Origin of the sequence: Antarcticibacterium arcticum (assembly GCF_007993795.1) — a bacterium.
GTDB classification, from domain to species: domain Bacteria; phylum Bacteroidota; class Bacteroidia; order Flavobacteriales; family Flavobacteriaceae; genus Gillisia; species Gillisia arctica.
Genome location: NZ_CP042476.1, coordinates 3320128 through 3335275, shown reverse-complemented (window position 1 = coordinate 3335275; position 15148 = coordinate 3320128). Strand labels below are relative to the sequence as shown.

Here is a 15148-nt window from a genome sequence, read left to right as displayed (position 1 = left end):
TACAATAAAGCATTCATATTAGGGTTCTGTTAGGACCCTAATATTTAAAATCTTATAAAATTTTATGAAATCATTTCTCTTTTTAATTTTATTTTTACTTTTTATACCCAACCTATTTTCTCAAAATTCTGCTATTGCAGATTATGGGGTAGTTTTTTCGACTACTCTGGTAGATGATAAACTTAAATTAGAAGATCCAGATTTTTATGAACATCAATTAGCTAAAGAAAATAGTGCTGATAAATTAAAATTTGTTTTAAAAATCAATAAATCTGAATCATTATTTTTCCATCCAACATTAAAAGAGTCTTCCGATGCTCTTAAATTTGCTAAATCAAATACAGGGGGTGACCATTTAATATATATTAATCTCGAGGAACAGATTCTCTTAAATCAGTTTCCATATTGGGGATCCGAAATACTTCTTCAAGAGAAACTTAATAATACTCCCTGGGTAATTGAAAATTCTTCCAGGACAATTTCAGGTTTTGTATGTTTTAAAGCTGTCAAAACTTTTTCTCAAGAAGAAGGCGGTTATACTCGTGAACATAAAGTTGAAGCTTGGTTTGCACCCGAAATCCCATTAAAATTTGGTCCCAAAGGTTATGCTGGTTTGCCCGGGCTAATTATTGAATTGACAGAAAACAATGTGACCTTCTTCTTGAAAGAGCTAAAATATGCTGATGATAAGGATCTCACATTGGAAAGGCCCTCTGACGGAATAAAAATGTCAAAGGAAGATTTTGCCGATCAATCTTTAAAGTTAAAAAATAGAGCAAAACAGGCTATTAAAAACTCAAGAGGATAATGAATCTATTCTCTGGTAAAAACATTCTATTTTTCATTGTTCTTGCAGTTATATCTTCACAAACTATTTATTCCCAATTCAAAATTGAAGGCACAGTGAAGGATTCCTCCGGAAGTAATTTGGCTGGAGCCACTGTAATTTTACAATCCATGGTAGATGACACAGAGAATCAATTTTCAATTACCAACGAAGAAGGAAAATTTTTGTTTTTAACTTCTCACCAGGAATTCCGAATTAAAGTCTCTTATATAGGGTTTGCCACCTACTCAATATTATTGCAAGATTTTAATAAAGAAAATTTTATACTAAAACTTTCTCCACAAGTTGATAATCTTGATGAGATAGTTCTTAATTATAAACCTACTCCCATCCAAACCAAAGTTGATACTCTTACCTTTTTGGCTAACCAATTTGCAGACGGTCAAGAACATAAATTAAAAAACCTTATTCAAAAACTTCCGGGTGTTGAATATGAGGGAGGGGTATTATCAATTAATGGAAAAAAAATAACCACGGTCCTTGTAGAAGGTGATAAGTTTTTTAATGGTTCTACTGTTTTGGCGGTAGAAAATATCCCAGCAAATGCGATTAAAGAATTGGAATTTATAGATGATTATTCTGAAACCAAACTCCTGAATAATCTCGAAAATAGTGATATAACAGTATTAAATCTTAAACTTAAAGATGATAAAAAACATTTCTATTTTGGTGATTTGGAGCTCAAATACGGGAATCAACATTTTTATAAATTAAACCCTTCACTGTTCAAATATACCAAAAGGCATAAATATGCAATATTAGGATCCGCAAATAATATAGGAGATCCATTAGAGAATATTTGGGCTTTACAAGAAACTGTTTTAAATTTAAATATGTCTTCCTCTACCCTTTTAGATGATCTAAAATTTGAAAACAAGGAGGTTCTTTCCACTTCAGAAAAAGCAATAGGAGTAGCATTCGACGGACTTATTTTTGATAAAAAAAAACTATCTATTAACATAGTGGCCAATGATGCAAACCGTGATTATCTCATTAAATCAAATAACAAGTATTTTGATGAACCATTACTAAATGAGAACAGAGAACTAATAAGAAACCAAGAATTTAAAAATTATTTTGCAGGAGTGGGATATGAGAACCAGCTGCGAAATCAGGGTTTATTCAAAATCAATTCAGAAATATATAAAAGAAGTAGTGGTAATTCCAGATTTCTAAATTCTAATTTTAATTCCGAAAATATTTATGTTGAACTTGAAGATGTACAAGAATCCAGTGGTTTAAATTTACGATTCAGCTTATTACAGAAATTGAATTCCAGGTATACCCTCAATTCCGAACTATTCTTTATCCTTAAAAGAGATAATCAAAATTTACAAATCAGTGGAAATGATAACTTCCTTGAACGATTCATTACTAAAGACGAAATTACGGGATCATATTCCCAAACTACTTCAGATGAATTAGGAGAAGTATATTTTGATAATGACCTTTTTTATATTTTCAACTCACAGAATTTCCTTAAAATAACCGGGATAATTAATACATCTCTCTATAAAAAAAACCTGAGCAACCCAACCGGAAATTCTGATTTCAGGTCAACATCTTTTCCCGACCCTTTTAATGTCTTTTCAGATTTTCAAATTAAGGGTATGTATTCTCATAAAAGTGAAAAGTTTTATTCAGAAATTGGGATGAGTATGTTACACCGGAACCTCCCAAATAAAGCCGAGAATTATTTTCTTCCAACAGTTTCAATGGAATATAAACTTTCATTTGGAAATGAAATCAAGGCTAAATATACATCTACATCTATAAGACCGGTTTTGGAAAAGTTTTTTGAGGGGGCGCTACTTAAAGATTTTAATCATTTGGAATTTGGAAATAGCCAATTGTCGTCCGAAATATTTCATAACTTTCTATTTTCTTCTCTTTTCACAGATCTTAGGAAGGGTATAACTTTTAGAGGTGATGTAAATTATCAAGTAAAGCAAAACTCAATAATTATTAATAATACCTTTTCGGGTATTAATTTAATTACCAGATTTTCTAATTTAAATTCGGCAACAAACGATTTTAATACAAGATTTGTAGTCGGAAAGATATTTTCCGCATTAAAATTAAATGGGACATTAGGTTATCGTAAATATGATAGAGGTAGAATTTTAAATGAGAATTTGATCATTCAGAACATTGGTATGAAAAGAGCGAAATTTCATTTTGAAACATTATTTGACAAGGAGGTTCCTAATCTTTTTTTCAATTTTACTTATGCAGCAACTAATTTAAAGACGGGAGATTTTGAAAATAAATTTCGTTCTAATACATATAATGTTGGACTTAAAAATAATTCAGGAAAATTTACCTACCTGATGGAATATGAATATATTCAAAATAATAATAATTATGGCAATTTATATAATAATTTAAAGTTTAATGTAGTTTATAATTTTGAGAATTCCCCCTGGCTAATTAATATTGTTGGAGAAAATTTATTGGACACCAATTATATTAATTTGCAGTCTATTCAGGAAACCTTTGTAAGCGAGGTTCAGATTGCACGATTACCAGCAAATGTTTTATTAGGTATTACTTATAAAATATAACACTTAAATTATGATTTTTTCCTAAGGAGGTGGGCCACGGATTAGTAACTAATCATAAGGACTTTTTAGATTTTTTTTCTAATAGTTATAATTTCTTAGTCTTACCTAATCAACAAAATTATTCAGCCCATAACCCCTCCCCACATTCCCCTTTAACCAATTCGTTGATAAAGGTATTAGACACTCGCATAAAAATTTTTACCTTCGTTGCGCTTATCCGCTAATCTTGAAAAATTGGGCGGAACCCTTTCATTACCTTACGCTATTCTGTGACTGCGTCCGCCAATATCCTGAACCTCTTTTTTGCTTAGTACTTTCCAGACCATTTAAGAACTTCTCCCATTTAAGGTTCATCTTCTGAATCATTCCGCTCTTTACTATTATTAAAAAGAACAGTTCGGAAAATTAGAAATTAACCGGCCTTATAATAAAATTATATTTAGTTCGGATTTTTCAGGCGACCTATCTAAAATCTAAATTCCTGTTTAAAAAGCAGATCAAAAAATGGTAACAGCGAAGACATTAAGGAAAGTAAATCAATTGTGAAATAAATATTCTGAAGTTTTTCTTGTCAAAAATTTTTATTAGAATGTTAATCAAAAAAATGGTAAACGCTCAGAATATAAAAAGTAAACTTCTGAATAATTTATTTAAGAAAAATTAGGGTTTTCAATTTCCATTCTTTTTCTTTAAAATTGATTTAGTATTATATTTTTGAGGTCTCCTATTGTTTCTGCCTTAAATAATAAATCCCTTCGATAATCTATTGCATTTTACAAACCTTTACTACTCTAATAATAAGGAGATTTTTATAAATCCAATTTTTGGAAAGATTAATTATAAATCATCCATCATTACATTGCTTATGTATGAAATATAAACTCCTAATAAAAAAGTTGAATAGATGTCCAGGGATTAAACAGCTTTTTAATTTTATCCATACCTAATAATAGAAAAGCTTATTAAGCTTGGAGTGGTTAATCTTCTTTTTTTATTGAGATCGCTTTATTATGTGCTCTACTCAAACGATTTTATATTATTCCGTTTGTTAGAATTGTACATAACTAAACCTCAATGATAGCATGGAATTGCAAAATGGGATCAGAAAGTAAATATACCTTACTCTCCTTTTCGGTTCAAAAAGATACTTTCCTTCATATAATTTTAATATTTTTCTTCTCCATTTCTTTTTTCTGTACGAATTCCGTAAAAATGAATGCTTTTAACTCATAAAGTTTTCCATTTCAGTTTTTATTTCAAAGAGTCCAACTAAATTCCCAATGCAAGTTGAGATAAATGTCCGCTTTTGGCGGACATAAATCGACAAGCAAGAGGATAACACGCTGCGCGCTGTTATACTTATTAGTAGTCGATTTATGTTGTTGTATTTCAGATAATTACGGTTGTGTGGTTCTCAAAATAAAAGGGTGAGGCTGGAAGTTTTTACGTAAAAAACCTTCGGAAGCCTTAGAAACAGGAAATAAATTACGTGAAAATGGATATAGGATATGAAAAAGAACGGTTTGAAAGCTTTAAGATAAAAGCTTCCGTTGCAAAGAAATTTAGAAAGTACAGCAGAGAAATTTCAAAATCTCACTCAATGACCCTGCTGCTTATGTTGGAGTTTTTTGAAAATAATGGAGTTTCTCCCACAGAGAATTTCGGACCTAAGATGGTGACCCTTGAGAATTTGATCAAGAAGCGAATCAATGGCGTAATTGCCATTTTGAAAGATATTGAAAAAACTCAAACTAAACCATCTGCCGGAATGATATCGGCTCTTTTCGAACAAGGGGAATCGAATAAGAAAACGTTGATGATTGAAAAGAAAAGACTGGGTTGTAATAATACAATTCTTAATTATAGAAACAGAAATACTAACTCTAATGATTTGTGAGAATGGAAGAAGGAAACACCAAATCACTCTATCCTTTCCTTGTGAGCATTAATTCCCTGGAGAAGAAAATGGAAGAACTCATTAGAGAATTCAGGATCCGACAGGTGAGAGATCCGCAATACATTATCCTGGATAACGCGGACTTTATTCGGATGTTTAACATCAGTTCCCGGACAGCCCAGAATTGGAGAGATGAAGGACTAATAGAATATGCCCAGGTGAAGGGGAAGTTTTATTATAGCCTAACCGATATCAAAAACTTCATTGATAAACATCGAAAAAATAAAAAAGGGATCTGATCTATCATGGAATTGTCTGTTCCCATACAATTATTCATAGATGCCCAGCAACATGGGTACGGCAAAAAGCTTTCCCTGTTTCTATTTTTAAAACTGATCTACAGGGATGGCAAGACACAACTGCGCAAGGAAGAACTGATATGGATTCAAAATCACAGCAAAATAAAAAGCCGTAAGACCCTGCTTCGGTATTTAGATTTTTTAATTAAAAAAGGATGGATACGTCATAATGCAAAAACAGGATATTACATCCTAAAATCCTTTGACAGTATAAGGAAAGAGCAAGACTGGAAGGTTAGATTAGCCTTCCCGGTGGATATAGACTCCTTCAATAGTGTAAAAGCTATTACGGGGGCTATTCTCTATGGATATCTTCATAGAGATTTCTGGAGAAAAGTAAGGAGAAAGAAAAGCGTACGGTTAAAAGGCAGTACCTATCATTTTCTTTCTCCTAAATTTAATCCTCAAAATTCACCAGCTCCCTTATCTGTTTTAGGAACCAGTTCGATCTTTCAGATTTCTCCAGCCACGGCTTCAAGGCTGAAAGATCTTGCACAAAAACAGCAACTGCTCAAGGTGCAAAAGAACTATGGAACCATTGTTCCAAACAAAAAAGCCATGGACCTATGTTTGAAATACAAGGATAGTAGGAATAATGTTGTCTATCACGAGGGAAACTACCGTTTTCAAATAATTGACACCATTTTACCTCTTTTTCTTTTCAAACGCAGGACAAAACTGAAAGCATAAAGGAAAGGTAGAGGGGAAGAAAAAAATAAATAAAAAAATTAGTTCGTTTTGGCGCGATAGCGCCTGTTTTCTCCCGTCCAAATTTGGCGGCGCGGGACAGTCCCATATGTGTACCTGTAGCGGTACAATGATGGGACTATAAAATTTGAGAGGTCCATTATTGGGACTCTTAAAATTTTGGCGTCTCAAGAAGAAGTACACTAAAGAACTCCCGAAACACATTTCCTTCCACTGTATTTCAGGAAAAGAGTTTCGGGCCGGGGTCTTGAACACTTGGTAAAAGGGATCTTCGAATATGCATTGAGGAAGATACTCCTGGGAATTATCCCTTTTCCAAGAGTCCGCTGGATTCTGCTATAATTAAAGATCCTGGTATCAGAGATAACTTCTTTCAGACACATTCCACTTCCCGCCGTCCCTGTTCCCATTAACATATATGCGAAAAAACGGAATTTTGAAATTAGCCGGCCTGGGAGGTGCCAATAGACTATTCCGGAAATTTGGTACTACGGCCTATCCTAATTCTAAATTCCGTAAAAGAAGCACCTGAAAATGGTAACAGCGACGGCCTTTAGATTTGTTATATAGATGAATTCTATTCTGTTAATGATGTTGAAAAGAGGGGGTCTGGGGGAGACTTATAACTAAGAGAATTTGTCAATAACTTTCAGGTTAAAGAAACGGGGTGAACTTTAGCGACGGCCAGGTTAAAGACCTTGGTAGAGTATTAGTCCCCGTTTTATTAACCCGGTTGCTATGGACCAGATAGGATAATAGCCTTGCTATTAAAGGTTTTAGTCAATGCAACCTTTTAAACTTTTAATACTATGGAAGTCAATGAAATTATCGGTATCGATGCCAGTAAGTTAACATTGGATTGCTGTATCCACAGTAGTGGGCAGCAAGATGTTTTTGACAATAATCCGGAAGGGATTGACAGACTATTAGACTGGGTATCCACCAGGGTCCTTGTCAAAAAGGAACAGATCCTTTTCGTTTTTGAGAACACAGGACTTTACACCATTAAACTTATAGATGGTTTACAAGAGCGTAGATTTTTAATGTACGTTGCATCCGGACTTGAAATTCGACGTTCACTTGGGATCGCCAGAGGTAAGGATGATAAGGCGGACGCAAAACGGATTGCTCTGTATGGCTATCGGCTAAAGGAAGATATTGAACCTTATTCTCCACCAAGTTCGGCGATAATAAAATTAAAACGATTAATGTCTATCCGCAGAAAACTGGTGGTACAACTCGCAGGATATGTAGCAAACCTAAAAGAACAGAAAAGGGTTTTGAATGACGATGAAATACTATTCAACGTGCAGGAGAATGTCATGAGTGTGCTGCAGGCACAGATAAAGGTGGTTGAAAAGGAAATGAATAGGATTATCAAAGAAGAACCCGAGCTTGCAAAGCTTCAACAGCTCATAACCAGTGTAAAGGGGATAGGCCCTGTTACAGCCCGGTTCCTGATTATTTATACAGCTGGGTTTACTTCTTTTCAGTCCTGGAGGAAATTTGCATCATATGTAGGGATTGCTCCGTTCCCAAATAGATCGGGAACAAGTATCAAAGGAAGAAATAAAGTAAGTAATCTTGCCAACAAGGAAGGTAAAACCCTTCTCCATATGTGCGCGGCTTCTGCCATACAATGCAGTCCTGAAATAAAGGTATATTACGAAAGAAGACTAGCCAAAGGCAAGCACAAAATGAGCACTCTTAACATTATAAGGAACAAATTATTATCAAGAGCTTTTGCTGTGGTAGCCAGGGGTACTCCATATGTTAATACTATGAAATATGCCTCATAAAGAAGTGCTGACTAAATAGTCTGTCCTAAAAGGGTAAAACAATTGAATTTTCTCCACTGATTAAGCTCTGGGTACAGTGCTAAATAAGTGGGTCAAAAAAATACTGCATAAAACTGCCTAAAATATTATTCATCGAAGGAAACCATTATCCATTTAGTACCCTTGCTTTGAATCTTGCTTCTCTTCCATGACAATCTGACCTACACTCTCCATAGCCCTCACAATCCCTTTTTTAAAATGCAAAAAAACAACATTCTTCCTTGGACAGCGGCATAAAGCCGCTCCGGCTTCGCCTGCACTTTTTATACGCTTTACCAATCCTGAATGTTGTAAAAACAATAAGCATCAAAAAAGGGTAATGTGAGGGCACTATAGGAAGTAAGTCAGAAGCAACAAAAATAAAATCGAATCAATTACAAAAAATAGCAAGGGCAAAAAAAATTAAAAAGGGAAAATGCTCAGGATATAAAAAGTAAATCAATCCTTTATTGGTGAGATAAATCGTGCAAAGCAATAGAAAAAATTTATTCGAAAATATTTGTTTAAGTCATAGGATACTCTGCGGGAAGTAAATGACTGATTTTTGAAGCTGAATGTTCAGAAGTATAAGTTTGTGGAAAATGGAAAACGCTTAGGATACAATAAGTAAATGATTTTTTTATTTTATTCGGAACCTCCTAAAAAAATAATTTTTAAATATAAACGGAGGTATATAAAATCAAACAAAATTGAGGTGAGAAACTCACTTTATTCTGTACCTATTCTGTACCCATTGCAAAAAAGAAAGGCTTCCACCTTTCGGTGGGGCTTTGTCGTTCCTGGTAGCACAAACTTCACGCGAAACAGTAACCTTAAAGGTCAAGAATATTTATTAATAAGATTTAATCATCTTAGGTTATCTCCCTAAAAATAACGCAGTATTGTGCACGATGTCTTTTCATAAATTGTCCAGGGATGAAATAACTTGCATTTTTCTTTATTTAACCGCAATCCAAGGCTCCATTCCGGTGTTTTTACACCATCTAATTTCTCCGTCTTCAATCCAAAAATGACTCTTACATCCCTGATTTTGCCAAACAGAAGGAAATAAACTAGGCTTCCCAGATTCAGAAACTATTATTTTCCAATGAGGTTTATGATTTTGCTGTAAGGAAAGGCTAATCACTCTTCTGCAACCACAAGGGCACCTAAAAAGGCACCAATATGACTCCTGATTATAAACGACTTTAATAAAGGTTTTGTCATGAATTTCCTCATTAGAAGGCGCTTTTTCTTTCACCTCTACACTGTTAAAAAAAGACTCCGTTACCTTTAAAGGACAAGAAGAATTTTGAGCTAAGAAGGCCGTCAGTATTTTTCGTAGCCCCTTAAACATTACTCGGTATTTTGCCTAATTGAGGCATATCCAATCGGTAACTTTCCAGCTTTAATAATAGAGCCTTTTTCGAGCAGTAAATACATTCAGGATCATATTTAGGTTCATTGCTATGGATATTTAGATGAACAAAATCGACCCAGATGTTGTCCTGTCTTAGATCGGATGGAAGCTTCCGGTAAGGCTTAATTAAATCCATCAGTGTAGAAACGGCATTATCGGCTGTCATAGACGTAAATGGTCCCACACCAGGAGCAGAGTTTCCTCCTCCCGTCAAATAATGCTCTCGCTCCAATGTTTCCGGGTCCAGGTCTGCAAGTTCTGGTCTATCCTTTAAAGCTTGTTCAAACTCTAACTTCTTATCCGTTACAACACCCTGACATCGAAGACAAGCCCCTCTTCAGGGAGAATACAGCTCACCCTCCCCCTGTGATCGCGCAGGTGTGGCATTCCATCCTCTCCTTCCTGTATGAATCCGGTAAGGCCCGAATCTATAAGCAAGTGCCCGTAATAATACAGGCTTTGGTTTAGTAAATCCCGTCCAATAACATCATCCGTACAACCAAAGACTATATCAGCACTAGAAAGGGAATCAATGGCTTCCCCAGATTCTCCTAAAAAATCTGGGAATGCAATAACTTTGACGCCCACCCCCAGCCTATCAATGAATTTCTTTAAAGATTTTGCTTTTTTTTGACCCACATCCGAAGATGTATAGCCCCGAACACGGTTCATGTTTGTATCTTCTAGTTTGTCCCCATCTATTAGAATAAGTTCTCCTATCCCTGATCTGGCCAGCATGGTAGCAACAGGAGAACCGGTTCCCCCAAGACCAACAACAACGGCCCTCAAAGATCTAAGTTTAGCGTTAAAAGGTTTCCCAAATGTTGCTTCCTGACGTAAAAAAGTTTTCAGGAGATCACCTCTATCACGCACGCTGTGCAGTTCTAACTTATCGCTTAAAATTGCGATATGCCGGACTAAGCGCACCTGCGTTGGACGGTCCCCCCTTCTAATTCTACCACTCCAGGCGCCTTGACTATAGATGAGAGAAACAAGATGTGAACTCAGGCCATTGCACCCCGCCAGACCGTGAATAATGTTGGCTTCATTAATGTTATCCTTTTCCGAAAATTCCAATATTCCGCGAGGATGATTGTGTATAAACCCCAATACTAAATTTTCTTTTTCACATCGATGATATACCTGAGGAAACTTGCGCATGTTTATTCGGAGGTGAAATTGGGAACTATCCAGAATCCAATCTCCATCCATTAATTCCACATCGAATGACACGAATCTCTGAGAGAACGGGAGTCCATCAACTGGACGGGCAAACCTTCTAAAATAAATAATGGCTCCCCGTTCATGACCACGTGGGTGTCCCATTAACCAGTCAACTATACGTTCCCGATGAGACCCTAATAAAATTATCCGATCCATTATTACAAATTTGCCTGTGGATTTTTAAGAGCCCACTCAACTCTACTTAAAATCTTCTGAACGTTATCCACCTTTGCCAACCAGGAGGCTGCTCTAAAATGCCTGGACCATCTATTATAGGATTTGCTATCATAGATTCGCGGATCACCTCCATAGTTAGGAATGGGTTTACCATCGGCTCTTGAAATATCAGGAAATGTCCAGAACATATCTCCCCCACTCGTATTGTAATTGGGGGGAATTATTAAAAGCACTTCAAGATCCGTAATAGGTCGGCCTTGAGACAGGTATAAATCCTCTTGGACAGGAAAATTTTTGATAATTAAGAATCTCCCTAATTCATCTTCTTCAATTTTCAGACCTGAACTTGTCAAGAGGTCATAATCCTCCTCAAATAATAGGGCCATAAAATCCGGCTTCAGAACTAGATTCCTGAGAGTAGAATTTTTCTATCCCTGGCTCATCCAGATCAATTTGGTCATCATTTTTAACAAGTTGCCCCGGCTTCCCTCTTCTTTTAACAAATAGGTCCATATTTTCAGGTATGCCTGGGCCTATCTGGCGAACTTCTGCGCCAGTTATTATTTGTTTCTCCGATTTATGGGTTACACTTTCAATTTTAAATTCCCAATGTGTTTTCATTATCTCCAAATTAATTAATCTACAACTTTCAACCCAAAATTAGAAAAAATCGGCTCCTAAGTACAAGTAAAATCCTTACTTATTGTAAGGATATTTTCTTATAAAATTGCAAAAAGGATTTGAAAAATGATGAATTTTACATTAGACGGAGATATATTCTGCGACCCGTTGTGTATATTTGGAATGCTGGAGATATAGATGAATTCCCTTAAAAGCGAATTGTTTTTTATTTCAATACTCTATTATGGGAAAATGCGATATTACCCCTAAAAAGTTTTTAAACCCCCTTTTTTAAAATTGAGGCATGTATGCTGAGAGGATTACTAGAAAATATTTAAAAATAAATAGGAGTTCCTCTCTTTTTATAAAAATCCTTTTTCTCGAGCTTTCAGAACTAGAGACCGATCACCTTCTTCTTCAACCTCAAAAAGTATTTTGAGATTACGCCTTTTTTTTTCAACTCCACTCAAGGATAGAGGAATAATATTCTGTAAATCTTTTAACTTTGTTCCTATCGAAAGTTCAAATAAGATCCTTCTATCATTAGCATCTAAAACAAAATCAGAACTTATATGTTTCCGCAATAACTGTAGCACGGTTTTACTGTAATATGGTGGGGTACTTATGACTTTATCAAGGGCAATTAACAACTCATGTCGATTAATATCTGTTTTTATGAGAAATCCTTCAGGATTTATATTTTTTAATAAACTATAGATTCTATAATTTTCATTAAGGGATGTGGATAAAACGATTTTAGCCGGTGAGTTTTTCTTCCGGATCTTTAGGCCAAGATCTTCTCCTGAAATCATTCTATTATCACGAGATGGTGGAAGTTGAATATCTAAAAAAATAAGATCTGCTGCCATGAAGATCTTCGAGTTATTTATTTGATCTAAGGCCGAATCAAGATCATTCAATACCAGTATTTTAGGTTCCACCGTTCCTGAGGAAAAGTATTCCTCTATCGCGGCTTGATAGGAATCCGTAATTATGGGGTGGTCATCTATGATTATGGCGGTAAAAGCTTTCATTTTTTACAAAATATTTAAGAGCGGAACCTCAACTGTTATTTCCGTTCCATGACCTAGTGATGAATTAATTGAAAAATAACCATTCCACTTTTTAACCCGGGATTCAGCACTCATTAAACCTATCCCATTCCTGATTTTATCTAATTGAAATCCACGCCCATTATCGCTAACTGTCAGAAGAAGTTTTGAATTCTCCCCATGAATTGTAATACTTACCTTTTTTGCGTCGGCGTGTTTTATAATATTCTGTATCGCCTCCTGTATAATTCGGTAAAGATCTAACTGAATTTCTGGATTCACATTTTCCCAGTTAATACTCTTGTCATGATCCAAATGAAAATGGGTATTACCTACGTCATTTTTGTTATGAATAATATCATTTATCAAATTAATAAAGCTTGAATTGTAGAAGAAATCTGATGAAACTAAATCATGTGATATTTCCCGCACCTCCTTTTCAATTTCATGAAGCTCAGTTGTAAGAACGTGAAATTTCTTAAGTTCTTTGGGGGACATTTCTAGATTGAGGAATTCAAAACTGAGGCGTGCACCAAACAGCCTACCCAGAATCCCATCGTGTAGATCTGAAGAAATACGCTTCCTTTCCTGCTGCCTTCCTTCTTCAAGGTTTGACTGTTGCTTCAGCATAAGTTTATAAATTTCTTCATTGGCAATTCTTTGTTCTTGCTCATGAGCCAAATCTTTGTTTTTGGTTCTTTGTAATATTACATAATAAAGGAGCATTAGGGACATAATTGTTAAAAAGGAAACTAAAGATATCCAGATTTTTTGTTCTGTGAGCCGTTTGGTCTCTGCAATATATTCATCTGTTTGAAATCTTATTTTGGCAAAACGATTTTTTATAGCTCTTTCTTCTCTCTGAAATTCTTTAGCTTTTTCAATATAATCGTTATAAAAAATATTGGATCCATTCCCACCCAGTTTTGCCAAAGCCAAAGTAGATTGTAGAAATTCTTGATTCAAACCCTTACTTGTTGAAACTTTTCTACTATCTAAGTAGTGATTAATAGCCCTTAAGGTATCTGAGGTGCTCAAGTAGTAATCCCCCAAATGTAGGTGGCTTGTAGCAATACCAGAAAAATGACTAATTCCTTCCCTAATAGCCAGGGCAGATAGAAAATCCTCTTCAATACCGAGTGTGTCGTTTAACATAAATCGTGAATATGCCAGGTTATCCATAACCATTGCCTCGAGTTCCGGATATTTAATTCCTAAGCTGTCAACAGCTTTGGCTTTCCTGTAATTTTCAATTGCTTTAATATATTCCCCAAGGTTCTTATAAACAACACCAATATTATTTAAAGTTAAGGCTATAAGAATTTCATCTTCAAGATTTTCAGCTATCACCAAGGCTCTACTATGAAAATTTATTGCTTCACTATATTCTTCAAGATGATTGTTTGTAACCCCCAAATTATTATATGCCAAGTACTTCTGGTATTGCTTGTCCAATGGTTGCAATTTTTTTAAGGCTTCAATAGTTGTGATTTCGCTATTTTTAAAATCTTTTATATCCCTTTGAATAGTAGCCAAGTTGATTAACATCCTCGCGGCTTGATAATCATCATTTATATAATCATATAATTCAAGAGCTTTATTATAGTAATAGTAAGAGCTATCTAAAAATTTTTCCTTGTAATAAAAATTTGCTAAATCCCAATAAGTTTCCGCAACTGCAGATGTATCCTTTATATTATGGGAATGATTATGTGCAACTTTATTCCAATATCGGAAATTCAAAGAATCATTTTTAGAATAAAATTTATAGGAAATATCTAGCAACATTCTTGTTTTAATAGAATCCTGACGAAAAGTAAAGATTGTATTCAACACTGAATCCCTTTTTGTAGGATTTTCGAGGATTTGGAATTTCAAACTATCAAATAATGCCAATTCCTGGTTTATTAGGGTAAAAGACGGCGTTTTTCTCTCATTACAACTGAATACGAGCAGAAGAAAAATAGAGATGAAAAATATATTAGCTTTAATTTTCAATATTTTAAAACAAATATAATAGAAAAAGGCCCCTATAGGGCCTTTTATAATTACTATCCTTTATCTTTTTTGTCATCAATGGGCCCTCCATCTTCACCAGTATCTGAATAAATTTCAATCAAATTTTTTTCATTTTGGAAACTCTCTGTCGGTATAACTTCCGGTTCACAAGCCGCTAGAAAGTTAAATAAGAGCACACACAATAACAGGAACTTAATTTTTTTCATTTTTACTTTTGATTTCGATTAATTATAAGATTCAATTCGCCCGGCTAGCCGGGCCTCATTGTGCACAATGAAAAAAATTCGAATTCGATGCTTTTAAGAAAGATTTTTTACAGTTCTTAAAACTTTGTTAACAGGATAAATTTATTGAGTTAAATGATTTTATTCAGAATTCAACTGGACATAGTTCTGTATGGATCCATTAGAAGTATGAATAGCGGAATCTGGATGATGAATGGT

Annotated in this window: 13 protein-coding genes; 6 read left to right on the top strand and 7 right to left on the bottom strand. The window is 34.7% G+C overall.

The genetic code is table 11. From position 1 onward, the window contains the following. Positions 1–64: 64 nt before the first annotated feature. The 6 genes from FK178_RS15105 (at position 65) to FK178_RS15080 (ending at position 8174) form a co-directional block, all read left to right on the top strand. On the top strand, positions 65–808 hold the full coding sequence (locus FK178_RS15105; RefSeq protein WP_146837154.1) for a GLPGLI family protein: 744 nt from the start codon (positions 65–67) through the stop codon (positions 806–808). Continuing rightward, on the top strand, positions 808–3411 hold the full coding sequence (locus FK178_RS15100; RefSeq protein ID WP_146837151.1) for a carboxypeptidase regulatory-like domain-containing protein: 2604 nt from the start codon (positions 808–810) through the stop codon (positions 3409–3411). The genes FK178_RS15105 and FK178_RS15100 overlap by 1 nt, the downstream gene beginning before the upstream one ends. A gap of 1495 nt (positions 3412–4906) precedes the next feature. After that, complete coding sequence (locus tag FK178_RS15095; RefSeq protein WP_205677194.1) at positions 4907–5308, top strand: BfmA/BtgA family mobilization protein; 402 nt, start codon at positions 4907–4909, stop codon at positions 5306–5308. A 2-nt stretch (positions 5309–5310) separates the two neighbouring features. Then, complete coding sequence (locus FK178_RS15090; protein ID WP_146837148.1) at positions 5311–5607, top strand: helix-turn-helix domain-containing protein; 297 nt, start codon at positions 5311–5313, stop codon at positions 5605–5607. 6 nt (positions 5608–5613) lie between these two features. Beyond that, complete coding sequence (locus tag FK178_RS15085; RefSeq protein WP_146837145.1) at positions 5614–6357, top strand: hypothetical protein; 744 nt, start codon at positions 5614–5616, stop codon at positions 6355–6357. Between the two features lie 827 nt (positions 6358–7184). Then, positions 7185–8174 (top strand): IS110 family RNA-guided transposase, encoded by a 990-nt coding sequence (locus tag FK178_RS15080; RefSeq protein ID WP_146837142.1) that lies wholly within the window; start codon positions 7185–7187, stop codon positions 8172–8174. Positions 8175–9150: 976 nt separating this feature from the next. Here FK178_RS15080 and FK178_RS15075 read toward each other — a convergent pair. From FK178_RS15075 to FK178_RS15530, 7 genes are all read right to left on the bottom strand, one after another. Continuing rightward, on the bottom strand, positions 9151–9549 hold the full coding sequence (locus FK178_RS15075) for a DUF6527 family protein (protein ID WP_146837139.1): 399 nt from the start codon (positions 9547–9549) through the stop codon (positions 9151–9153). 366 nt (positions 9550–9915) lie between these two features. Next, complete coding sequence (locus tag FK178_RS15070) at positions 9916–10992, bottom strand: HesA/MoeB/ThiF family protein (RefSeq protein WP_205677193.1); 1077 nt, start codon at positions 10990–10992, stop codon at positions 9916–9918. Between the two features lie 2 nt (positions 10993–10994). Next, positions 10995–11399, bottom strand: a complete 405-nt coding sequence (locus FK178_RS15065) for an E2/UBC family protein (protein WP_146837136.1) — start codon at positions 11397–11399, stop codon at positions 10995–10997. Next, positions 11383–11634 (bottom strand): multiubiquitin domain-containing protein, encoded by a 252-nt coding sequence (locus FK178_RS15060; protein ID WP_146837133.1) that lies wholly within the window; start codon positions 11632–11634, stop codon positions 11383–11385. The genes FK178_RS15065 and FK178_RS15060 overlap by 17 nt, the downstream gene beginning before the upstream one ends. 362 nt (positions 11635–11996) lie before the next feature. Then, entirely contained in the window at positions 11997–12668 is a 672-nt protein-coding gene (locus tag FK178_RS15055; protein ID WP_146837130.1) for a helix-turn-helix domain-containing protein, read from the bottom strand. Between the two features lie 3 nt (positions 12669–12671). Continuing rightward, positions 12672–14582: a tetratricopeptide repeat-containing sensor histidine kinase gene (locus FK178_RS15050; RefSeq protein WP_146837127.1), complete on the bottom strand. Its 1911-nt coding sequence runs from the start codon at positions 14580–14582 to the stop codon at positions 12672–12674. Between the two features lie 155 nt (positions 14583–14737). After that, on the bottom strand, positions 14738–14911 hold the full coding sequence (locus FK178_RS15530) for a hypothetical protein (protein WP_168194610.1): 174 nt from the start codon (positions 14909–14911) through the stop codon (positions 14738–14740). Positions 14912–15148 lie beyond the last annotated feature (237 nt).